This window comes from Allofranklinella schreckenbergeri (assembly GCF_003703475.1).
Classification (GTDB): Bacteria; Pseudomonadota; Gammaproteobacteria; order Burkholderiales; family Burkholderiaceae_C; genus Lampropedia; species Lampropedia schreckenbergeri.
In genome coordinates this window covers 1-22,277 of sequence record NZ_RDQM01000022.1, presented here as the reverse complement: position 1 = coordinate 22,277, position 22,277 = coordinate 1, and the positions used below count along the sequence as shown (strand labels likewise).

General features: G+C 63.5%; 20 protein-coding genes and 1 other RNA gene. 6 read left to right on the top strand and 15 right to left on the bottom strand.

The features are described from left to right. Positions 1-65 precede the first annotated feature (65 nt). The 3 genes from rpsA to EBQ26_RS12780 all read left to right on the top strand — a co-directional run bounded on the left by rpsA (position 66) and on the right by EBQ26_RS12780 (position 2,596). A complete protein-coding gene (gene rpsA / locus EBQ26_RS12140) occupies positions 66-1,808 on the top strand; it encodes a 30S ribosomal protein S1 (RefSeq protein WP_275265352.1) in 1,743 nt (580 codons plus the stop codon). Between the two features lie 76 nt (positions 1,809-1,884). Next, positions 1,885-2,190: an integration host factor subunit beta gene (locus EBQ26_RS12135; RefSeq protein ID WP_122239497.1), complete on the top strand. Its 306-nt coding sequence runs from the start codon at positions 1,885-1,887 to the stop codon at positions 2,188-2,190. 46 nt (positions 2,191-2,236) lie between these two features. After that, positions 2,237-2,596 (top strand): hypothetical protein, encoded by a 360-nt coding sequence (locus tag EBQ26_RS12780; protein ID WP_147474064.1) that lies wholly within the window; start codon positions 2,237-2,239, stop codon positions 2,594-2,596. A 33-nt stretch (positions 2,597-2,629) separates the two neighbouring features. Here EBQ26_RS12780 and EBQ26_RS12130 read toward each other — a convergent pair whose 3' ends face one another. The 10 genes from EBQ26_RS12130 to EBQ26_RS12085 form a co-directional block, all read right to left on the bottom strand. Beyond that, positions 2,630-3,508, bottom strand: coding sequence for a M90 family metallopeptidase (locus tag EBQ26_RS12130; RefSeq protein WP_122239506.1), 879 nt, complete (start codon positions 3,506-3,508; stop codon positions 2,630-2,632). An 89-nt stretch (positions 3,509-3,597) separates the two neighbouring features. Next, positions 3,598-4,848, bottom strand: coding sequence for an NAD(P)/FAD-dependent oxidoreductase (locus tag EBQ26_RS12125; protein ID WP_122239496.1), 1,251 nt, complete (start codon positions 4,846-4,848; stop codon positions 3,598-3,600). A gap of 225 nt (positions 4,849-5,073) precedes the next feature. Further along, positions 5,074-5,457 (bottom strand): ComEA family DNA-binding protein, encoded by a 384-nt coding sequence (locus EBQ26_RS12120; RefSeq protein WP_238944361.1) that lies wholly within the window; start codon positions 5,455-5,457, stop codon positions 5,074-5,076. A 243-nt stretch (positions 5,458-5,700) separates the two neighbouring features. Next, positions 5,701-7,233 (bottom strand): phospholipase D family protein, encoded by a 1,533-nt coding sequence (locus EBQ26_RS12115; protein WP_122239495.1) that lies wholly within the window; start codon positions 7,231-7,233, stop codon positions 5,701-5,703. 78 nt (positions 7,234-7,311) lie between these two features. Further along, positions 7,312-8,091 (bottom strand): methylated-DNA--[protein]-cysteine S-methyltransferase, encoded by a 780-nt coding sequence (locus EBQ26_RS12110; RefSeq protein ID WP_122239493.1) that lies wholly within the window; start codon positions 8,089-8,091, stop codon positions 7,312-7,314. Positions 8,092-8,093: 2 nt separating this feature from the next. Continuing rightward, positions 8,094-9,590 (bottom strand): protein adenylyltransferase SelO, encoded by a 1,497-nt coding sequence (locus EBQ26_RS12105; protein WP_122239491.1) that lies wholly within the window; start codon positions 9,588-9,590, stop codon positions 8,094-8,096. A gap of 125 nt (positions 9,591-9,715) precedes the next feature. Continuing rightward, the gene (locus EBQ26_RS12100; RefSeq protein WP_122239489.1) at positions 9,716-10,153 is read right to left on the bottom strand and encodes a VOC family protein; all 438 of its coding nucleotides are present in this window, start codon (positions 10,151-10,153) and stop codon (positions 9,716-9,718) included. Positions 10,154-10,233: 80 nt separating this feature from the next. After that, a complete protein-coding gene (locus EBQ26_RS12095) occupies positions 10,234-11,013 on the bottom strand; it encodes a helix-turn-helix transcriptional regulator (RefSeq protein ID WP_122239487.1) in 780 nt (259 codons plus the stop codon). Between the two features lie 50 nt (positions 11,014-11,063). Then, positions 11,064-11,960 (bottom strand): pirin family protein, encoded by an 897-nt coding sequence (locus tag EBQ26_RS12090; RefSeq protein ID WP_122239486.1) that lies wholly within the window; start codon positions 11,958-11,960, stop codon positions 11,064-11,066. A 121-nt stretch (positions 11,961-12,081) separates the two neighbouring features. Further along, complete coding sequence (locus tag EBQ26_RS12085; protein ID WP_238944360.1) at positions 12,082-12,972, bottom strand: pirin family protein; 891 nt, start codon at positions 12,970-12,972, stop codon at positions 12,082-12,084. A gap of 135 nt (positions 12,973-13,107) precedes the next feature. Between EBQ26_RS12085 and EBQ26_RS12080 the strand changes: the two genes are divergently transcribed. Further along, positions 13,108-14,067 carry a LysR substrate-binding domain-containing protein gene (locus EBQ26_RS12080; RefSeq protein WP_122239484.1) on the top strand — a complete coding sequence of 320 codons (960 nt, stop codon included), beginning with the start codon at positions 13,108-13,110 and terminating at the stop codon, positions 14,065-14,067. On the opposite strand, the gene EBQ26_RS12075 is transcribed toward EBQ26_RS12080, so the two are convergent. The 3 genes from EBQ26_RS12075 to EBQ26_RS12065 form a co-directional block, all read right to left on the bottom strand. Next, complete coding sequence (locus EBQ26_RS12075) at positions 14,024-14,644, bottom strand: dienelactone hydrolase family protein (RefSeq protein ID WP_122239483.1); 621 nt, start codon at positions 14,642-14,644, stop codon at positions 14,024-14,026. The two genes, EBQ26_RS12080 and EBQ26_RS12075, sit on opposite strands and share 44 nt — an antisense overlap. A gap of 27 nt (positions 14,645-14,671) precedes the next feature. After that, entirely contained in the window at positions 14,672-15,625 is a 954-nt protein-coding gene (locus EBQ26_RS12070; protein WP_122239481.1) for a homoserine kinase, read from the bottom strand. A gap of 81 nt (positions 15,626-15,706) precedes the next feature. Continuing rightward, on the bottom strand, positions 15,707-16,120 hold the full coding sequence (locus EBQ26_RS12065; protein WP_147474063.1) for a DUF2782 domain-containing protein: 414 nt from the start codon (positions 16,118-16,120) through the stop codon (positions 15,707-15,709). Positions 16,121-16,249: 129 nt separating this feature from the next. On the opposite strand from EBQ26_RS12065, the gene polA reads away from it, so the two are divergent. Then, positions 16,250-19,015, top strand: coding sequence for a DNA polymerase I (polA, locus tag EBQ26_RS12060; RefSeq protein ID WP_122239503.1), 2,766 nt, complete (start codon positions 16,250-16,252; stop codon positions 19,013-19,015). A 176-nt stretch (positions 19,016-19,191) separates the two neighbouring features. Here polA and lnt read toward each other — a convergent pair whose 3' ends face one another. Further along, positions 19,192-20,859 carry an apolipoprotein N-acyltransferase gene (lnt, locus tag EBQ26_RS12055; RefSeq protein WP_122239502.1) on the bottom strand — a complete coding sequence of 556 codons (1,668 nt, stop codon included), beginning with the start codon at positions 20,857-20,859 and terminating at the stop codon, positions 19,192-19,194. A gap of 129 nt (positions 20,860-20,988) precedes the next feature. On the opposite strand from lnt, the gene ssrA reads away from it, so the two are divergent. Next, positions 20,989-21,361: a transfer-messenger RNA gene (gene ssrA / locus EBQ26_RS12050) on the top strand. 552 nt (positions 21,362-21,913) lie between these two features. On the opposite strand, the gene EBQ26_RS12045 is transcribed toward ssrA, so the two are convergent. Then, a partial coding sequence (locus EBQ26_RS12045) for an integrase core domain-containing protein (protein ID WP_238944359.1) occupies positions 21,914-22,277 on the bottom strand: 364 nt, incomplete at its 5' end.

Below are 22,277 nucleotides of genomic sequence, written 5' to 3'. Positions count from 1 at the left end.
GGCCGGCAAGCCGTTTTCAACCTTCAACCCCAGGGCCACCGCGCCCATATTGCCTGACTGCCAGGATAAAAACGCCCAGCAATGGTGCGGGCGCAAGCCAGCAGCCCAGGTCTAGGAAACACATGTCTGAATCTTTTGCCGCCTTATTCGAAGAATCTCTGCAACGCACCGAAATGCGTCCGGGGGAAGTGATTACTGCTGAAGTCGTGCGTATCGAGCACAACGTGGTGGTGGTCAATGCGGGTCTGAAGTCCGAGTCGCTCATTCCGCTGGAAGAGTTCAAGAACGATCAAGGCGAGGTCGAAGTCCAGGTGGGCGACTTCGTCTCCGTGGCCATTGGCTCCATCGAAAACGGCTACGGCGACACCATCCTCTCGCGCGACACCGCCAAGCGCTTGGCCTCCTGGCTGGCGCTGGAAAAAGCGCTGGAGTCGGGCGAATTCGTCACCGGCACCACTTCCGGCCGCGTCAAGGGCGGCCTGACCGTGCTGGTCAACGGCATCCGCGCCTTCCTGCCCGGCTCGCTGGTGGACACCCGCCCCGTCAAGGATTTGACGCCTTACGAGAACAAGACGCTGGAATTCAAAGTCATCAAGCTCGACCGCAAGCGCAACAACGTGGTGCTCTCGCACCGCGCGGTGGTGGAAGCCTCCATGGGCGAAGAGCGCGAAAAACTGCTGGCTACCCTGCACGAGGGCGCCATCGTCAACGGCGTGGTCAAGAACATCACCGAATACGGCGCTTTTGTGGACCTGGGCGGCATCGACGGCCTGCTGCACATCACCGACATGGCTTGGCGCCGTGTGCGCCATCCTTCCGAGGTGGTGCAAGCTGGCCAGGAAATCACGGCCAAAGTGCTCAAATTCGACGCCGAGAAGAGCCGCGTTTCCCTGGGCCTCAAGCAAATGGGCGAAGACCCCTGGATCGGCGTGGCCCGCCGCTACCCTGCCAACACCCGCCTGTTCGGCAAGGTCACCAACATCGCCGACTACGGCGCCTTTGTTGAGCTGGAGCCTGGCATCGAAGGTCTGGTGCACGTCTCTGAAATGGACTGGACCAACAAGAACATCGCCCCCTCCAAAGTGGTGTCGCTGGGCGATGAGGTCGAAGTCATGGTGCTGGACATCGACGAAGACAAGCGCCGCATCAGCCTGGGCATGAAGCAAACCAAAATCAACCCCTGGCAAGACTTCGCGCAAAACACCAACCGTGGCGACAAGGTCAAAGGCCCCATCAAGTCCATCACCGACTTCGGCGTGTTCGTGGGCCTGGCCTCGGGCATCGACGGCCTGGTGCACTTGTCCGATCTTTCCTGGAACGAGCCGGGCGAGTCGGCCGTGCGCAATTACAAGAAGGGCCAGGAAGTGGAAGCCATCGTGCTGGCCGTGGACGTGGAGCGCGAGCGCATCAGCCTGGGCATCAAACAGCTCGACGCCGATCCGTTCACGACCTTTGTCTCCGTCAACGACAAAGGCCAGAGCGTGACGGGCAAGGTCAAGAGCGTGGATGCCAAGGGCGCTGAAATCGAACTGGGCGAAGACGTGATGGGTTATTTGCGCGCCTCCGACATCTCCGCCGATCGCGTGGAAGATGCCCGCAATGCGCTCAAGGAAGGCGACGAAATCACCGCCGTTATCACCAACATCGACCGCAAGAACCGCAGCATCCAACTCTCGATCAAGGCCAAGGACGCCGCCGATCAGCAAGAGGCGCTGGATCACCTGAACCAGCAAGCCGTGGGCAACGCCGGCACCACCAACCTGGGCGCCTTGCTCAAGGCCAAGCTCGATAGCGCTGAAGAGAAGTGATGCCACAGTGATGCCAGCGGGCAAGCCGGGGCTGGCGGCAAAGCCGCCCCGCTTGTCTGCCTGAGCCGATGAAGCCATGACCCGATCCGATCTTGTCGAAGAACTCGCTGCGCATTTCAACCAGCTCAGCCAGGCCGATGCCGAGTACGCCGTGAAGGTGCTGCTCGAATCCATGGGCGATGCGCTGGAGCAGGGGCACCGCATTGAAATTCGCGGCTTCGGCAGCTTCACCGTCAACCGCCGCGCCCCGCGCACTGCGCGCAACCCGCGCAATGGCGAGGCGGTGCAGGTGCCGGAGAAGCGGGTGCTGCACTTCAAGCCAGGCAAAGCCTTGCGCGAAGCGGTGGATCGGGAGGAGTCGGCTGGCAGCGCTAGTGACTAAATGGCTGCACGGCTGCCTGATGTGTTGGGGGGCATGAGCGCCCGTCATGCATCGCTTCTTCCGCGCTGCAATGCGCATCTATTCGGCCCACGGTTTTCCGTGGGCTTTTTTGTGCCTCGGTGGGAGCGCCTCTGCGCACAACGCAACGCCCTGCCCTCGGGATGCCCCATGCCAGCCGCCTGCATTGGGCGGCAGATGGGGCCTGCGGATGGATGGCGCACGCTCGCCCTTTTCCTCCGCGCCCATAAAGGCTTTCCAATCATCGGAAACGGCGCATTCCGCTCCTGTTGCCGAAACAAGGTGTTTTCATTTCCTTTTGATTGGTAAAAATTTTCGCAACTCCAATTCAAAGGAAACAAAAAAGGCCGTTTTCGGCATGATGGGTGTACTGTTTGTTTTTCTTTGAATGGCACTGCGCGCAAGCCGTCCTGGCAGGCGACTATTCGCTGCCGCTGCCCAGGCGGGCGGCGGGGTCTTGTCGGTAAAACGCGGCCAGTAGCGCGTACCACTGGGGCTGCCATTGGCGCAGGCGCAGCGGATCGACGAAAAAGGTTTCCGAGCTGACGGCGAAAAACTCCGCCTCATCGCTGGCTGCGTAAGGGTCGAGCGGCAAGCCGTCGTACAGGGCTTGCACTTGGGGCGGATAGGGCGGGTAGCCGGGCCAGCTTGGCGCATCGGCCTCTGCAAGCGCCTCATCGGGCATGGCCGATTCCAGCAGCTCAATGGCCCGCGCCAGCCGCCGCCATGCCTGCTCCAGCGTGCCCCTCCAGCGCTCGGGCGCGATGCCGGTGCCACCCAGGTGGGGCATGCCATCGGCCTCGCCGTGGGCCATGTCGAGCTTGTGGGCGAATTCGTGGATGACGAGGTTCATCGCCCCCTGCCCGGGCTGCGATTGCGGCCACGACAGCAGTACGGGGCCGCCGTCGATGGCCAGGCCCAAAGTGGGTTCGTCGTTTTGGTGCACCAAGCCGGCCTCGTCTTGCATCCGCTCGTGGGTGATAAAGACTTCGGGATAGACCACGATGCCGCTCCAGCCTTCATACCAGGCCGTGCCCAGGTGCAAGATGGGCAGGCAGGCTTGCAGTGCGATGGTCAGCGCCATGCCGTCGTCCACCTGCAAGCCATGCGCGCCGTGAAAGGATTTGCTGGCGAGAAACCAGGCGCAATGCTGGCGCAGCGTCGCCAGCTCCTGGCTGGTGAGGCCACGCAAAAACGGCAGCGCGGCGATGTGCTGCTGCCACAGGGTTTCGTCAATGGCGGCGGCTACTTTGGCCACTGCACGGCGGGAGGCGCCACGGCCCCAGAGCCAGGAAAACATGGTGTGGTGGGTGTTGGAAAAAAGTTGGGCGCACTCCCCGCCCAGCGGGCAGGCCAGCGCAAGCTGCGCCACTCAATTGGAGCGCATCGTTAACGAACGAAGCGCGCAGGGCTGTAGGGTTGCGGATCGACTTCGGGCGGCTCGCCTTCCATCAACTGCGCCAGCAGCCGCGCGGTCATGGGGCCGAGGGTAAAGCCTTGGTGGGCATGGCCGAAGTGAAACCACAGCCCAAGATGGCGTGGCGCAGCGCCAATCAGGGGCTTCATGTCCACCGTGCAAGGGCGCGATCCCATCCAGGGCGCGGCGTCCAGCGGCTCGCCCAGATCGACGATGCCCCGCGCCACGCGCTCAGCCTGGGCCAATTGCACGGGGGTGGCGGGCGCGCCCAGGCGGGCAAATTCGGCCCCCGTGGTCAGGCGCAGACCGCGCGCCATGGGCACCAGCATGTAGCCGTTGTCCGCATCCAGTACGGGACGCGTCAGCGGCTGGCCGCTGTAGTGCATGTGGTAGCCGCGCTTGATGAACAGGGGAAGCCGATAGCCCAAGGCGCGCGTCAAGGGGGCCGACCACGGCCCCAGAGCGATCACGGCCTGCTCGGCTTGCACCAGGCCGCCGTCGGTTTGCACGGCCCAGCCTGCGCCACGGGCGTGCAGGGTTTGCGCATCGCCTTGGATCAGCCGCCCGCCCAGGCGCTGGAAATACCGGGCATAGCCTTGCACCAAAGCGCCGGGATCGCGCACCGCCCAGGGGTCGAGCCAATGCACGCCCCCGGCAAAGCCGCGCAAGCCAGGCTCAAGCGCGGCCAGCGCGGCCGCATCCAGAATGGTGGAGGGCACGCCATGGGTTTGCTCCAGCCAGCGGGCCTGCTGGGCGAACTGGGCCACGTCTTGTTCCTGGCGAAAGGCTTTGATCCAGCCGGTTTTGCGCACCAGATGTTCGCCACCAGCCAGCGCCATCAACTCGGCATGGGCGTCGATGGCCCGCGCAATCAAGCGGCTGAAGGCATCAACGATGGGGGCATAGCGCCGGGGTGAGGAGTGCCACCAATATTGCGCCAGCAAAGCGCCCAACTGCGGCAGCGCTTGGGGGTGGTAATGCACGTCCACCCCGGCTTGGCGCATAGCGCGCCAAATAAGGCCCCAGCCTTGCGGAAAGCCGTAGGGCTGCACTGCTTCGCTTTGGATCAGGCCCGCGTTGCCAAAGGAGGTTTCCTGCCCTGGGCCGCGCCGGTCCACCAGCGTGACGTCCCAGCCGCGCCGCGCCAACTGCACGGCTGTGCATACGCCCACCATGCCTGCGCCCAATACCAGGGCTGTTTTGGCCAATGCTGTTTGGGTCATTGCCTTGCCTCCTCTGTGCCGATGGCAGTGCGCCCCCATGGCGCGATGCCTGGCTGGATCAGAGGCCGATTGGGCCAGAAAAAGCCGCCTTTGTGCGCATGAGGGGCGACGAACGGGGCGTGCAGCGCCGCGCGCACTGCACGCTTTGGGGGGGTATTTAGAGCGTGTTATGCATTTTTCGCCCCCCACGAGAGCGCAAAGTGCATCACGCGCTCTAACGCTGGATTATTTGGTGCTGGGCTGTTTTTCCGCCTTGGCCGCATCTGCTTTGGGCGCTGGCGTTGTCTGCGCAGGCGCTTGCGCTTCTTTCGCCGCCGCTGGGGTTGCTGTTGCAGCAGCGGGGGCGTATGCCGCTTCGCCCACGGTCAAGCCCGCTTCGGAGAGTTGTTGGGCCTTGGCCTGCCCCACGCCTTTGACGCGGTGGATGAAGTCGCCCCAGTCTTTGAATGGCTCTTTGGCGCGTTCTTCCACAATGCGCTGGGCGGTGGCTTGGCCTATCCCTTTGATTTCCACCAGCTCTTGCGCGGTGGCTTTGTTCACGTCCACAGCCCAGGCGGACAGCGCGCAGAGCCAACCTCCCACGAGCAGCAAGCCTTTTTTCCACATCATGCGTTCCTCCATTGGTGCAAGTTAAGGAGTGGGCATGCTAGGGCTGCACTTGTGGCGCGGGCAGCGGCGAAACCCCAATTGCCCACAGCCTGTGCTTGGATGAGGATGAGCGGTTTTTGCACAGGCGGTTGCGCCTGCGGCAGCGCGGCCTTTCACCAGAGCATCTTATATTCAATCAAAGGAAAATAACTTCCAACACCATCATGCCAAAAATAGGCAATTTTTATTCTTTTTGATTTGCAATCAAAGCAGCCATTCGATCGGCAGCAGGCCGCAAAACCACACGGCAAAGCGTTGCAGCCAGCCGCTTTGGGGTTCGCTGTCGTAGGCGACGGTCTTGCCGCCTTCCTGGGTTTGCCATTGCAAATCGCCGCGCGGGGTTTGCGCCACGCTGTAGGTGTGATGGGCCGCGTGGCGCGTGAGGCCATCGGCAAGCTGCCCTGCCAGCTCGGGGCTGTGGAGGATGAAGCCCATTTCCGTGTTGAGCTGGGCCGAGCGCGGATCCATGTTGAAGGAGCCGACGAACAGCTTTTGCCGATCCACCGCAAAGGTTTTGGCGTGCAGGCTGGCCCCGCTGCTGCCGGTGAGGCCTCCGTGGCTTTCGGCGATGACGGTGGCGTCGGGCTTGAGCTCGAGCAACTGCACGCCCGCTTGCAGCAAGTCCTTGCGGTACTTGGCGTAACCGGCATGCACCGGGGCAACGTCGGTGGCGGAAAGCGAGTTGGTCAGCACGGTGACTTTTTTCCCGCTGCGGGCAACCTGGCCCAGCAAGTCCGTGCCGCGCTGCGTGGGCACAAAGTAGGGGGAGACGATCAGCAACTCGTTTTGCGCCGCGGCCAGCACCGGGCCAATGTGGGCCAGCACGGTGTTGTCCGGCAGCGCCTGGCCCAGGCCCTTGGCCGGATCGTCGCTGACCAGTGTGGCCTGCGCCCACTCCAGCGGCAGGGTGCCAGCCTGCAAATGCCTCGCAAAGGCCGACTGGCTCAAGGCGTGCAGATAGGCGCGCGTTTGTGCATTGGCGGCGGGGGTGGTGTCAAAGGCCGCAGGCGCGGCGGGGCCGATGATGTTCTCCGCGGGATAGGCCGATTCGCTGGCCCAGTAGCGATCGAAATCCTGCTCCACTGCCAGCGCAGCGGGGCCGATGGCGGCCACGTCCAGATCGGCAAACATCACGCCCGTGCCTGCGCCGAAGTATTCATCGCCCACATTGCGCCCGCCCACGATGGTGACCAGACCATCGGCCGTGAACGATTTGTTGTGCATGCGGCGGTTGAGCCGGAAAAAGTCGCTGAGATAGCCCAACGGACGAAACCCGCGCTGCATAAAGGGGTTGAACAGGCGCACTTCGATGCGGGGATGGGCGTTGACCGCGGCCAGCAGGCCATCCATGCCGCTGGTGTTGTTGTCGTCGAGCAAAAGCCGCACGCGCACGCCGCGCTCGGCGGCTTTGTAAAGGCTTTGCAGCAGCAGGCGGCCAGAAATGTCGTCGTGCCAGATGTAGTACTGCACATCCAGCGTGTATTGCGCGCTTTCGGCCAGCGCCAGCCGCGCCAGAAACGCATCGCGCCCTTCGCGCAAGGGATAGATGCCCGAAAGGCCGGGGCGCTCGGCCATGCGCGGCAGCAAGTGCCGCGCAAACTGCCCTTCGGGTTGAATGGGCAGGCGCTGCGAAGGCGGGCGTTGGCTGTTGTCCGGCAGGGCCTGGCGCGTCAGCAGCGCAAGCGCCGCCACCAGCGCCGCCGCGATGAGCACGAAAAGAATGGATTTTTTCAGCATGTTTTGGGATGGAAAAGCAATGGCGCAATGGCGAGGGCACGGTGCAATGGTTTGTGCAACGGCTTTTGCCGCACAGCGTCAAAACAACGTTGCGCTGGCCCCGCTTTCCAAATCCAGCAGGGCTTTTTTGCGCTCCAGGCCGCCAGCGTAGCCGGTCAAGCGGCCATCGCTGCCAATCACCCGGTGGCAGGGGATGAGGATGGCGATTTTGTTTTGCCCGTTGGACGCCGCCACGGCGCGCACGGCCTGCGGTTTGCCAATGGCTTGGGCTTGCTGGCGATAGCTGCGCGTCTGCCCGTAGGGGATGGTTTGCAATTGCCGCCAGACCTGTTGCTGAAATGGCGTGCCCACAGGGGCCAAGGCGGTAGCAAAGGTTGGGCGCGCGCCTGCGAAGTATTCGACCAGCTCCTGCTGCAAGGCGCGGCTGCGCGCGGTTTCGCGCCAGATAAAGCCGCTGCCGAAGGCTTTTTGCAATGCCAGCAATTCTGTTTCCAGCATTTTCCGTTCGGGAAACTCCAACAGGCTCAAGCCTTGCGGGGAAAACACGGCGAGCATCGGCCCCAGGGGCGTTTGCAGCCAAGCCACCTCCAGTGCTTGCTGACCTTCGGGCGGGCGCGGCGCCAGTAAATGGGCGATGCGTTGGAGGCGGATATAGCGCCCCAGCGTGATGCCAACGGTTTTTTCAAAATCCTTTTTCAGCGCCTGCAATTCGGCCTCCGATGCCAGTGGGTGCGCGCGGTAAGACTTGGGCGGGCTGACTTGCTGCGCCAGCCACTGGGCATAAGGCTGCCAGCGTGTAGCCTGCAAAGGGACAAGGCTGGGCAGGAGTGCGGAAAGCGGGGCGGCGATGGCCGGCATATTCAAGTCCCACAAAAAGTCTGGTAGCCCGGTTGCGGCGCGTCGGGCAGGCGTTGCCAATGGCGCTCGGCGCTGTAGTCAAACGGTTTTTGCAAGGCGGCCAGCAGGGCGTTGAAGGGCTGCATGTCGCCTGCCTGGGCGGTGGCCAGCGCTGCTTCCACGCGGTGGTTGCGCGGGATGACAAACGGGTTGGCCGACTGCATCAGGGCGGCAATCTCCGCCCTGCCCTGCGCCTGCTCGGCCAGTCGCGCCTGCCAACGGGCATGCCATTGGATGAAGGCCGGGTCAGCAAACAGCGCGTGCGTACCATCGAGATACGCGCCGTCAGCATCAAGCATGTCCAGCGTCAGCCGCACAAAGGTATGGGTGTAATCGGCGGCCTTGGCCTGCATGCGTTGCAGCAAGTCATCCAGCAAGGCGGTATCGGTTTCTTGCGGCTCGAAAATGCCGAGTTTGCGTGCCATGCCCTGCTGGTAATGCTGGTTGAAAAGCGGCGCAAACTGCCGCAATTCTGCATTGGCGATGTCGATGGCGGTCTTTTCATCCGCATCCAGCAAGGGCAGCAGCGCCTCGGCCAGCCGCGCCAGATTCCATTGCGCGATGGGCGGCTGATTTTCATAGCGGTAGCGGCCGTCGCGGTCGATGGAGCTGAACACCGTGGCCGGGTCGTAGGCATCCATGAAGGCGCAGGGGCCGTAGTCGATGGTCAGGCCTGGGATGGACATATTGTCGGTATTCATCACGCCGTGGATGAAGCCGACGGTTTGCCAGCGGGCAAGCAGCGCCGCCTGCCGGGCGATGACCGCGCGCAGCAAGCCCCGATAGGGATGCGCCGGGTTTTCCGCCAACACTTCGGGGAAATGCCGCTGCAAGGCGTAATCGGCCAGCGCGCGCAGATTTGCTATCTCGCCACTGGCCGCCACAAATTCAAAGGTACCCACGCGGATATGGCTTTGCGCGGTACGGGTCAGCACCGCGCCGGGCAGCAGGCGCTCGCGGCGGATGTGCTCACCCGTGGACACCACGGCCAGGCTGCGCGTGGTCGGGATGCCCAGCGCATGCATGGCCTCGCTGATGAGATATTCGCGCAGCATCGGCCCCAGCGCCGCTTTGCCATCGCCCCGGCGTGAATACGGCGTCGGCCCGCTGCCCTTGAGCTGGATGTCGATGCGCTGCCCATCGGGCGTGATCTGCTCGCCCAACAGCAGGGCGCGGCCATCGCCCAGCCGGGTGAAATGCCCGAATTGATGCCCGGCATAGGCCTGCGCAATCGGCCGGGCGCCTTCGGGAAAGCGGTTGCCGGCAAACACTTCCGCCACCGCTTGACGGTCAATGGCCGCATCCGCAGCGGGCAGCAGGCCCAAATCTCGCGCCAATGGAGCATTGAACAGTACGGTTTTGGGTTGGGGAAAATCGGCCGGCGCCCCAGGCGAATAAAACACCGGTGGCAGGGTCTGGTAAGTGTGGGAAAGATGCCAGTTCAATGCGGCTGTGTTCATGGGGGCTTCTCAGAAATCCATCATCTTGCGCAGGGTATCGCCATTGCGCGTGGTCAACACCTGGCCGAGCTTGTTTTCCAAAAGCGCAGAGTTAACGCATTGAACGAGGCATCACATCCCTGCACTTATTGGCCTTGCAGCTCGGCATTCACCATCCACGGGGTGCCGAAGCGGTCGGTGACGATGCCAAAGCCTTTGGCCCAGAAGGCTTCTGCGAACGGCATTTGCACTTGTCCGCCTTCCGAAAGCGCGTTGAAAATGCGTTCGCCCTCGGCCAGGGTATCGACGTCAATCGCCACCTGAAAGCCTTGCATGGGCTGGAAACCGCCTTCGCTGCAAAAGGCCGGCAGGCTGTCGCTGGCGCTAAACAGGCATTGGCCGTTGCGCAGCAGCTGGCTGTGCGCGACTTTGGTTTTGTCGGCTTCGGCGAGCGGCGGCATGTCGGGGTCGGGCGGCATTTGCGCATAGGTCATGATTTGCACTTGGGCGCCCAAAAGTTCGGCGTAAAAGGTCATTGCTTCGGCGCAATTGCCGTTGAAATAAAGATAGGGGCTGAGTTTCATGGGCATTCTCCTTGGTTGAATGCGCGCGAGCGCGGATGAGGTACGCGGAGATTCTTCCGCAAGCCGCGTTGCAGTATTTGTCACGGATTGCGCTGGCGCAGGTAGTCAAACAGCAGTTTGGGCATATTGACGGTGATCGGCGGGTCGCTGGGACGCAGCGGGCGGAAGGCTAAATCAAGCGTTTGCGGTGCCGGCAGCGGGAAGGTAATCGGCTCGGGATGCAGGGCGCGCAGACAATGGTCGAGGCGGAAGAAATCCAGCGGGTTGAGGCTGGGGCGCATTTCACAGCCGAGCAAGTGGTAGCGACCGTCGGGAATGTGGTCGATGACAAAGCGGCGGGTGTGAAACAGCGCCCGCCCCAGCACCGGCACACCGCGCGGAATCGGCTCGGCAAACAGCCCGACAAACACCAGCGGTGCCAGCCCCTCGCCCTGTATTTCCACGCTGAGCGCATGCGTTTGCGGATGGGCGGCGGGGTCGAAGCCGTGGTAGGGCAGTACCCGGGCGCGGCCATCATGCAGCGCTTGCCGCAAGGTGGCGCTGAAGGTGGCGGCCTGTGCGCGGTAGTCGCGCGGGCTTTGCCCGGTATGGGCGCGGAAGCGGTGCGCATAGGTGGCGGCGCTGGCATGGCCGGCCTCCAGTTGCGAGGCAATCACTGGCTGGCCTTGTACCAGCGGGGCGATGCCCTGCTCGATTTTCAGCGCGGCGATGTAGTCGCGCAACGACAGCCCGGTTTCGGCGCGAAACCAGCGGCTCAGGGCAAAGCGGTTGACCCCGAAATGCGCGGCAATCTGCGCCGGCGTGGGGTCTTGGTGCAGCTGCGCACGAATGTGCGCAGTCAGGGCGTCAACATCCATCATGAGCGCGATTGAAACATGACGGCCTGCGCGCTGGCAGGCCGTATACAGCTTTAGCGCAGGTTACCGGGCACCTCTGGCGCCTGCAAGCGCCGCAGCGGGGTGTCGGTGAGGTCGATTTCCTCGCCAAAGCGCGGGCTGTGGTTGCTCCACTCGTCCACGGCGCGAGCCAAAGCCTCGCGGCTGTCGGCCACGAAGTTCCACCACATGAGCGTGGGGTGCGGCAGCGGCTCGCCGCCCAGCAGCAGGAAGTGGCTGCCAGCTTCGGCTTCGATGAGAAACTGGGGCTCGCCCGCAGCGATGAAGGCCAGCTCATCGGCGCCAAAGGTTTCACCGCCGATGCGCACCTGGCCGGCAATCACCAGCACGCCGTATTCCCAACCGCTTTGGCAGGATATTGGCAAGCGGGCCTCATCCTGGCATTGCACATCCACGCCAAGCAGTGGGCTGTGCTGCATGGTGGGTGCGGTACGCCCCTGAAAGCTGCCGGTGGTGAGGGCATAGCGCACGCCGCCATCCTGCCAGGTGGGCAGCTCCGGGTAATGCACAAAGCCCGGCGCGATGGATTGATTCATCGGCAGGGCAATCCACAGCTGCACTGCGTGCAGGCTGCGCACCCCCTCGGGGGTCTGCTCGGTATGGGCGATGCCGTGCGCATCACCCGTGCCTGCGGTCATCAGATTGACCTGGCCTGGGCGAATCACTTGCCGAAAGCCCAGGCTGTCGCGGTGCAACAGCTCGCCTTCCAGCATCCAGGTAAAGGTTTGCAGATTGGTGTGCGGATGCGCGCCGACTTGCAGGCCGGGGCTGTCCGCCTCAAAGCGAGCGGGGCCGATATGGTCGAGAAAACACCAGGCGCCGATGGTGCGGCGCCCAGCCTGCGGCACCAGCCGGGCAACGGGGATGCCGCCAACGTCTTTGCTATGGGCGGTGAATTTTTGTGGGGTCATGTGTGCTCCTTGGCTTTAGGCTGGGGATAGAAATGGGGGACGGCGCTGCAATTGATGGCATTGCGCCCTGCAAGCCTAGTGGCTGACGGATAGGCGGCAGGTGATGGCCTGCCGCCACGCTTCACGCCATGCGGCCAAACTTGCCACTGTTGAAGTCGCGGATGGCTTCGGCGATTTCGGCCTGGCTGTTCATCACGAACGGGCCATAGCCCACCACCGGCTCGTCAATCGGCTCACCGGCCAGCAGCAGCAACTTGGCGTCGGCATTGGCCTCAATGATCACGCCGCTGCCTTCATGCGAGAGCGTGGCCATTTCGGCCTTGCGCAGTACCCTCTCGCCATTGACCAGCACCGTGCCATCGAGCACCACAATCAGCGTGCTCCAGCCTTCGGGCTGCGCCAAGTCGGCGCTTTGTCCGGCCTTCAAGCGCACATCCCAGACGTTCATCGGGCTGTAGGTTTCGGCAGGGCCTTTGCCTTCGCCATAACGCCCGGCAATCACCCGCACTCGCCCGGCATCACCCGGCAGCGCGATGGATGGGATTTGCGCATCGGTAATGCCCTGATAGTGCGCCGGGGTCATCTTGTCCGTCTTCGGCAGATTGACCCACAGCTGCACCATCTCGAAAGGCCCACCCTCACGGCTGTAGCGCTCGGAATGAAACTCCTCGTGAATGATGCCGGCACCGGCCGTCATCCACTGCACATCGCCACGACCAATCACGCCGCCCGCGCCGGTGCTGTCGCGGTGCTCGACTTCACCCTCATAGACGATGGTGACCGTCTCGAAGCCGCGATGCGGATGCTGCCCCACGCCACGGCGGTAGCCGCTGTTGGGCGGAAATTCGGTCGGCGCGGCATAGTCCAGCATCAGAAACGGGCTGCGGCTGGGTACATCCACGCCGCTGTAGCCAAACATGCCGTGAACGGGAAAACCATCGCCCACCCAGTGACGGCCAGGGGCGCTGCGGGTGTCGATCACGGTCTTGGCGGTGGTGGCAACAGTCATCATGGCTAACTCCCTTTCTTTGATGAAAACCGCGTGAAGCGTTATGGCCGCCATGATATGGATACACTCTGGTGAGATAAATTGGCATTTCCTCATCAGATCATCCCATCTCCGCAACAAAAGCGAGGTATCTACCCTATGTTCAGCTCGCCCGACACATTTCACGACCTCAACGACTTGGCCTACTTCGCCCACGTCGCCGGGCACGGCGGCTTTGCCGCCGCTGAGCGGGCCACCGGCATCCCCAAATCCAAACTCAGCCGCCGAGTCGCCGCGCTGGAAGAACACTTAGGCGTGCGCCTGATCCAGCGCACCACGCGCCGCTTTGCCATCACCGACATGGGTCAGCGCACCCTGCAGCACGCCCGCGCCATGCTGGCCGAGGCTGAAGCCGCGCAAGCCTTGGCACGTGAGCACAGCGGCGCGCCGCGCGGCACGGTGCGTCTATCCTGCCCGCCCGCGCTGTTGCACTACGCCGTGGGCGGCATGCTGGCGCGCTTTCTCAACGCCTGGCCGCAAGTCAGCATCCAGGTACAAGCCAGCAACCAAAACATCGACGTCTGGCAGGACAGCATCGATCTGGCGCTGCGCGTGCGCTCCCCCGACGCACCCTTGCCGCGCGAAGAAACTTTGCGCCCACTGGCACTAAGCCCGCACGTACTGGTGGCCGCCCCGGCCCTGCTGGCCAACACCCCCCCGCCTGCCACGCCCGAAGACCTGGCCCTCCTGCCCAGCATCGCGCTGGGCAACTCACCCGAAGAAAGCCAGTGGCCTTTGACCACGCCTGATGGCCGCCACATCACCCTGCCGCTGGCCCCACGCCTGGTGGTAAACGATGCCGACGCCCTGCTGTGTGCCGCATTGGCTGGCGTGGGCTGCGCCGCCCTGCCCCGCTTACTGGCGCACGACGCACTGGCGCGCGGCGATTTGCAAGAAGTGCTGCCCGGCTGGGCCCCGCCAGCGGGCCAAGTGCAGGCTGCCTACGCCACCCGGCGCGGCATGCGTCCAGCGGTACGCATGTTGCTGGATGCGCTGTCGGCAGGGTTTGAAGACCTCATCCGCCAAGGCCGTTGCCTGCAAGCGCTGGCGCGTCCGTAATCTTGGTGCGGTCGAGCATGTCAGTACGCCAATCGGTCAGCGCTTGCCGCAACCAATCCACATGCGCTTGGGCTTGCACAGAGTGAAAGTGAGGCGATTGCGGGTTCATGAAGCCGTGGCGCACGCTTGCGATCAACCGGCAGCTTGCACCGCGAGCTTGCAATGCAGGAAAGAGGGTTGAGGGCTGGAAGGCGCTTTCATATTCGGCCCAAACCAATTGCGCCGGGCAACGCGGAGTGCACATCAAGGCATCTCGAATGCGCGAACCGTAATACAACACCGCACGGCTGGATGGATGACACGCCTCCGTTGCAATTGCATGCCAGGCGCTGGCAGCGCCCACGCTAAAGCCCAAGATGAAAGTCGGCTGACCATGCATGGCTTGGGCGATGCGTTGCGCATACGCCGCCAGCCCTTCTTGCTGATGAAAAGCGGCCACTACCGCCTGCTCGCTGTCATGGGGGTGCCCCTCCTGACCAGGCCAGGGAGAGAGCCAATACGCCCTACCCAACGGAGCCAACATGGCACGCAGCAGGGGATGCGTGCCGTAAATATCCGTAGCAATGACCAGACGCATAGCGCGGAGTCTTACAAAGCCATCGCATTACCCAACGGGCAACGGGCCTTGGATGCGCGCATGCAAGATGCGCTCGAAGTGCTTGGGATCGTGCGGCGTGAGGATGCTGGCTTGGCGCGGCAGGTAAAAATCCCACAACCGGGAAATCCAAAAGCGCAGCGCTGCCGCGCGCAGCATGTCCGGCAGCAGCGCCTGCTCGGCTGGGGTGATGGGGCGTATGGATTGGTAGCCTTGCCATAGCGCGGCGACGCGGGCTGGATCCCAGGCGCCCGTGGCCAGGTCGATGCACCAGTCGTTGAGCACGATGCCCAAATCGAACATCCATGTGTCCACGCCCGCAAAGTAGAAGTCGAACACGCCGCTGAGGCGCTCGCCAACGAACATGACGTTGTCGCGAAACAGATCGGCATGCACGGCGCTGCGCGGCAGTGCAGCGTAGGCAGCGCTGGCCGCCACCGCGTTTTGGTGCGCCAGCTCGGATTCCAGCAAACGGGTTTGCCCCGCATTGAGGTGGGGCAGCACTTCAGGCGCCGTGGCATTCCACCAGGGCAGACCGCGCAGATTGGGCTGCTGCAAGGGATAGTCTTGCGCGGCCAGGTGCATGCGCGCCAGGGTTTGGCCCAGTTGGGCGCAATGGGCGGGCTGGGGGTTTAACTGGCTTTGGCCTTCGAGTTTTTCGACCACGGCGGCGGGCTTGCCTTTGAGGGTGAAAAGCAGCTCGCCTTGCGCGTCGGTTTGCGGCGCAGGCACGGCGATGCCCTTTTGGGCCAGGTGGCGCGTCAGTTGCAGATAAAAGGGAAGCTGCGCGTGGGTGAGTCGCTCAAACAGGGTGAGCACGAACTCGCCTTTCGGCGTGGTGACGAAGTAATTGGTGTTTTCGATGCCGCCAGAAATGCCTTGCAGCGCCAGCAGCGGCCCCAGGTCGAGCTGCGTCAGCAGAGTCTGCGCGTCTTCAGGGGTGATTTCGGTGTAAACGGCCATGGTGGAGGTTGACGGCGGAAGCAGGCATAAAAAACCCGGCAAACGAAGCCGGGCGCGCAAGGGTCGCGATTGTAACTGCCCTCAAAACTCGCCAATCTTCCAGCGGCGTGGCCCATTGGTGCCATCGGCAGCGCGGTGGGGTTGGTTCTGGTAGGCTTGGCTGCCGCCAGGGCTGACTTCGTAAGCGGGCATGGCTCCAGCGGGGGTGACGGTGATGGCCTGCGTCTGGCCACGCACCCGCAGCTCTTCCACGCGCGAGCCTGCGTCTTGCTGATACAGCCGCACGTTGTTGCCAGCGGCTTGGGCCTTGAGCTGGCCGGGGGCGGGCGCAGGCGCTTCCGAGCCGTGGGCGCTGGCGTCGTTGACGGCGGCGCTCACGGGGCGAGAGACGACACGTTCATACACCACCACGTCACCCGGCGTCGGGGACGGGGCAGACGGCGCATCTTGCGCCCAGGCGGGGGCCAATAAGGATGTGCACGCCAAAGCCATCATGCAGGCAAGGCGGCAGTGGGAGAGGGATGTTTTGAGCGGCATGCGGGCATTGTAGGGGCGGCCCGATGCCACCGCCAGGGCATGGCGGCGGCACAGGCAGGCGCGCACCGGGCAGGCACAATAGGCGCCATGACTGTTGCAAACACCTTGGTGCTGGTCGATGGCTCCAGCTACCTGTACCGCGCCTACCACGCCATGCCCGACTTGCGCGCCCAGCCGGGCGATCCCAGCAGCCCCGCCACGGGGGCGCTGCGGGGCATGATCAACATGCTGCACGCCTTGCGCAAGGAATACCCCAGCACCCATGCCGCCTGCGTATTCGATGCCAGCGGGCCAACCTTCCGCGATGCGCTCTACCCCGAATACAAAGCCAACCGCGCGCCCATGCCCGACGATTTGCGCGCGCAGATTGCGCCCATCCACACCGTGGTGCAGGCGCTGGGCTGGCCGCTGCTGTGCGTGCCGGGGGTGGAGGCCGATGACGTGATCGCCACGCTGGCCACGCGCGCCGCGCAGGCGGGCATGCAAGTCATCATCTCCAGCGGTGACAAGGACTTGGCCCAACTGGTCGATGCGCGCATCACCATTTACGACACCATGAGCGGCAAGCGTCGCGACGAAGCTGGAGTACAGGCCGAGTTTGGCGTGCCGCCCGCGCGCATGATCGACTTCCAAACCCTGGTGGGCGACAGCGTGGACAACGTGCCGGGCGTGGCCAAAGTCGGCCCCAAAACCGCCGCCAAGTGGTTGCAGGAATACGGCAGCCTGGACGCCTTGCTGGCCAACGCCGAGGCCATCAAAGGCGTGGCGGGGCAAAACCTGCGCGAAGCCCTGGCCTGGCTGCCACGCACGCGCGAGCTGGTAACGATGAAGCGCGACGTGGCCGATTTGCCCGCCGTAGAGGCGCTGGGCATGCGCGCACCCGATACGGCTCAACTGACGCAGCTTTACCAGCAATACGGCTTTCGCAGCCTGCTGCGCAGCCTCAAGCAAGAAGGGCAAGAAGGCGGCACTCCCGCGCCCGCCGCAACTCAGGAAACCGCAGCCCAACACCCCAACGAAGAAACACCCGCGCCGCACGGCTTTCGGGGCGAAGTGCGCTACCAGACCATCACCGATTGGCCCAGCTTCGACGCCGCGCTGGCGCGCTGGCAGGCGGCCGATTTGGTCGCCATCGACACCGAAACCACCTCGCTGGACCAGATGCACGCGCACATCATCGGCATCAGCCTCAGCACCGCGCCGGGCGAAGCGGCCTACATCCCGCTGGCGCACGATTACGCGGGCGTGGGCGCGCAATTGCCGCGCGACGAAGTGCTGGCGCGCCTCAAACCCTGGCTGGAAGACGCCAGCCGCGCCAAGCTGGGCCAGCACATCAAATACGAGCGGCACGTCTTTGCCAACCACGGCATCGCCGTGCGCGGCTGGGCACACGACACCATGCTGCAAAGCTACGTGCTGGAGGCCCACCAATCGCACAACCTGACCGATTTGGCCCGCCGCCACCTGGGCCGCGAAGGACTGGCGTATGAAGATTTGTGCGGCAAAGGCGCATCGCAAATCCCCTTCAGCCAAGTCGATATCGAACGCGCCGCCCGCTACGCCTGCGAAGACGCCGATTTCACCTTCGATTTGCACCTGGCCCTGTGGCCGCGCATTGACGCCCACCCACCGCTGCGCGAGATTTACGCGCTGGAAATCGCCACCAGCGAAGTGCTGTTTCGCATCGAGCGCAACGGCGTGCGCATCGACGCCGAGCTGCTGGCGCGCATCAGTCAAAACCTGGGCGAGCGCATCCTGGAGCTGGAGCAACAAGCCTACGAACTGGCCGGCCAGCCCTTCAACCTGGGCAGCCCCAAGCAATTGGCGGAAATCTTTTTCGACAACCTCGGCATGCCCGTGGTGAAAAAAACCGCCACCGGCGCGCGCAGCACCAATGAAGAAGTGCTGGAAAAACTGGCCGAGGACTACCCTCTGCCCGCCCGCATCCTGGAGCACCGCGGCCTGGCCAAGCTCAAAAGCACCTACACCGACAAACTCCCCCAGCTCGTGCTGCCCGCCACCGGGCGCATCCACACCCATTACGCCCAGGCCGTGGCCGTCACCGGGCGGCTGGCCAGCACCGATCCCAATCTGCAAAACATCCCCGTGCGCAGCGCCGAAGGGCGCCGCATCCGCGAAGCCTTCATCGCCGGGCCGGGGCGCAAAATCGCCAGCGCCGATTACAGCCAGATCGAGCTGCGCATCATGGCCCACCTCAGTGGCGATGCCGCCCTGCTCAAAGCCTTTGCCGATGGCGCCGACATCCACCGCGCCACCGCATCGGAAGTCTTTGGCGTGCCGCTGGAGCAAGTCAGCAGCGAGCAGCGCCGCTACGCCAAAGTCATCAACTTCGGCCTGATCTACGGCATGGGGCGCTTTGGCCTGGCGAAAAACCTCGGCATCGACAACCGCGCCGCCGGCCACTACATCGAGCGCTACTTCGAGCGCTACCCCGGCGTGCGCGCCTACATGGAGGCAACCAAAGAGCAAGCCAAAGCCCAGGGCTATGTGGAAACCGTCTTTGGCCGCCGCCTGTACCTGCCCGAAATCAACTCCCCCAACGGCCCGCGCCGCGCGGGCGCCGAGCGCGCCGCCATCAACGCCCCCATGCAAGGCACCGCCGCCGACCTCATCAAGAAAAGCATGGTCGCCGTGCAAGCCCTCATCGAAGCCGAAAACCCGCGCGTGCAGATGGTCATGCAAGTGCACGACGAGCTGGTGTTCGAGCTGCCCGAAAGCGAAGTGGACTGGCTGCGCGCCAAAGTGCCTGCCGTCATGGCCAGCGTAGCCCAGCTCAAAGTGCCGCTGCTGGCCGAGCTGGGCGTGGGCGACAACTGGGAACAAGCGCATTGAGCGTCGCCTCAATCCACAAATTACCAATCAAAAGGAAAATAAATCACCTTGTTTCGGCATAACTTTCAATAAATCGATTTTATTTTGATCTACACAAATCGAAAGCGGCAAATCCATGCGCTTGTGGCAGGCCGCCAAAGCAGCGGCTTTTCCTTTGATCTAGCGGCCTGCCTGGGCTAAACCCAGCCAGCGCCGCTGCGCCTGCGCCTGCGCATCGCCCGCGCAAGCGCCACCGGCCCCAGCAACAGCACCAGGGCCAGCGCCCACATCGGCCACAAGCCCAGCCGGCCCGCCCAGCGGGCAAACGGCGTCACATCGCGCACATCGCCCGACTGGCCCACGCCCACCACCTGCCCGGTGAGCACCTGCACGCTGGTGCGCGGCGCCTGCGCCAGCACGCGCGCGCGGTGATCGATGATGGCTGTGGCACCCGTGTTCGTCGCCCGCACCATCGGGCGCTCCAGCTCCAGCGCGCGCATGCGGCTGATGTGCAAATGCTGGTCCACCATCACCCCGTCGCCAAACCAGCCCACGTTGGTGAAATTCACCAGCACCGTCGGCGCCTGCTGCGGCTGGACAAAGCGCTGCGCCAGCTCCTCGCCAAACAAATCCTCATAGCAAATGTTGGGCGCGAAACGCTCGCCCTTCCACTCGAACGAAGGCTGCACCACCGCGCCACGGCTGAAGCTATCGAGCGGGATCTCCAGCAAATCGTTGAACCATTGCAGCCAGGCAGGCGTGAACTCGCCCATCAGCACCAGGTGCGACTTGCTGTACACATACTCCCCCGCCACGCCCGGCTTGATCGCCTCCACCGAATTCGTATAGCCCACCTGCGCATTGCCCCTGGGCAAGCCCGTCATCATCGCCTGCCCACCCTGGCGATACGGCGCGGCAATCGCCTCGAAATACCCCGGCGGCAAATCCCGTTTGAAGAGGGGGATGGCCGTCTCCGGCGCAATCACCAAATCCTCCTTGCGCTCCAAAAACCGCTGGCCATACCAGCGCAGCGCCTCCGCCACGCCCGTTTGCGGATCGAACTTCTCCGCCACCGGGATATTGCCCTGCAACAGCGCCAGCGACACCGGCTGGCGGCCCTGCAACGCCGCATCGGCCAGCGCAAACTGCCGCTGCTGCCACGCCCCACCGCCATACACCCCCACCGCCAACAACGCCAGCCACCCATATACGCCAAGCACCTGCGGCGCCGAAACCGGCAAACGCGGCACCCCGATAAAACGCCCGAAGATGTAACCCAGCACCGACACCAGCGCCAGCGCCGCCAACGCCGCCAACAACGCCGCCGCCGCGCCCACGCCATACACCCCCACCCAGCGCGCCAACCAAGCCAGCGGGCCATCCACATGGGCATAACCCACCGCCCCCCAAGGGAAGCCCGTCAGCCACTGCCCGCGCGCCAGCTCCGCCAACGTCCAGCACGCCGCAAACTGCAGCGCGCTGCCGAGCAAGCTGCGCACCCGCCAGCGCCAATACAAAGCCGCCGCCAACGCGTAATACAACCCCAACGCCGCCGCCAGTGCCGCCACTGCCGCAGCCGCCAGCAACGCATGCAAACCGCCGTGCACATGCAGCGAAATGAAAATCCACCAAAACACCGCCGCCAGCCAGCACATGGCAAACCACCACCCGCGCCGCGCCGCCTGCCACACCGAGCGGCTGCCATCCAGAAACAGGAAAAACCCCGCCAGCGCCAGCACCTGCGCCCACCACCGCGCCTGCCCTTGCCCATCGGCCAACGCCCACGCCTGCAAAACACCCAGCAGCGGCAAAGCCACCAAGGCCCAAACAACATTCAATAAACGAAACAAGCGCGTGTGAAACATGCGTGGCAGCGATGAAAAAAAAAAGAAAAAGCTGCCAAGTGCAGCCCGTGCAAAGTGGCGCGAATGGTAATGGCGCAACGCCTCAGCGCCAAAAGGCGAAATCCACTAAAATCGCGCCCTCACATATCTGGGGCTGTCCTGGTTTCGACGTGGGTACGGATCTGGAGTGGTGCATGCCGAGCTTGAGTCACGCTCGTAAATCTCGATTCACTAAACTAACTGCAAACGACGATCGTTTCGCACTCGCCGCCTAAATCCGGCGAGACTTGCAACAGCACGCTGATGGGCTGGGCCAATACCGCAAGGTAGAAGCTGCAAGTTAATTCACATCAGCTAGCTGGCAGCCGGGTGCCTTGGCCGCTGGCGAAATCCAAGGGCACTGGCCTGAAGCGCAGCGTGCGGCTGCGCGGCGCCTCAGGCGAGATCAAACCAGACCGCTAAGCATGTAGAGCTGCCCGGCAAAGGCTTGCGGACGCGGGTTCAATTCCCGCCAGCTCCACCAAATACGGGGGACAGACTCGCTCTGTCTCCCTTTCTTTTTGCTCTGGAACGCCAGTATTGGCGCGGATTCGGGCCTCGCTGCGAAGGATGCCGCCGCCCCGGACACCTTGGTGTCGGGTCGTTTTCCGTTCTCAGATGCCGTCCATTCTCTGTTTCTGCGAAGGAGGACTTCGCACCTGCCCCAGCATTGGCGCGGGTTTCCGGGGGGCTGTTCGTCAGGGGAACCGCCTTCACGCAGGCGACCCAACTCCAGACGAGCTACTCGTTGACGATAGGGCGGACGTCCCAGACGATGGGTATTCCGGGTCGATAGACCACCTCGTTGCCGTTGTCCCGTCCGCTGTCCGCCGACACTTCTTCACCTGTTTTCAACCCCGTTTTTTCACAAAACGGGGTTGAAACCCACGGTTACGCGCGCCATCACAGCATCCGCACGTGTGATTTCTTCTCTTTTTCGCACTGCTTCTTGCTCGATTCCACCCAAACAGGCGCGTTGATCCCTTGCGCTACGCACAAACCCAGCGGACAGTTCTGTGAAAAGTGTTGGGATGCTTTAACGCCTGATCCAATAGCCGCAAAGCACGCCATCCAGGGTTTGCACAAGCAGAGTGTCCCGTGCGCCCTGATGGAGATTTTCCGGCGCCAGCCCATCCCAGGCTTCTTTGGGCGTCAAGCCCTTAAGGTTTTGGTGCGGGCGCACGTGGTTGTAAAACCAAACGGCTTCCTGAAGGGCGTTTTGCACATCCGCTGCGCTTTGATGAACCAGCTGCCGCAGCCAAGGCTTGATAGTGCCGAAGAATCGCTCTATCCGTCCATTGCACCAGGGCGCACAAACAGGCGTGGTTTGTTTGCGAATGCCCACCAGTTTCAGGAATGTGGTGAACACGAAGCTGTTGAAAGATGGCTTCGTTGTCCGT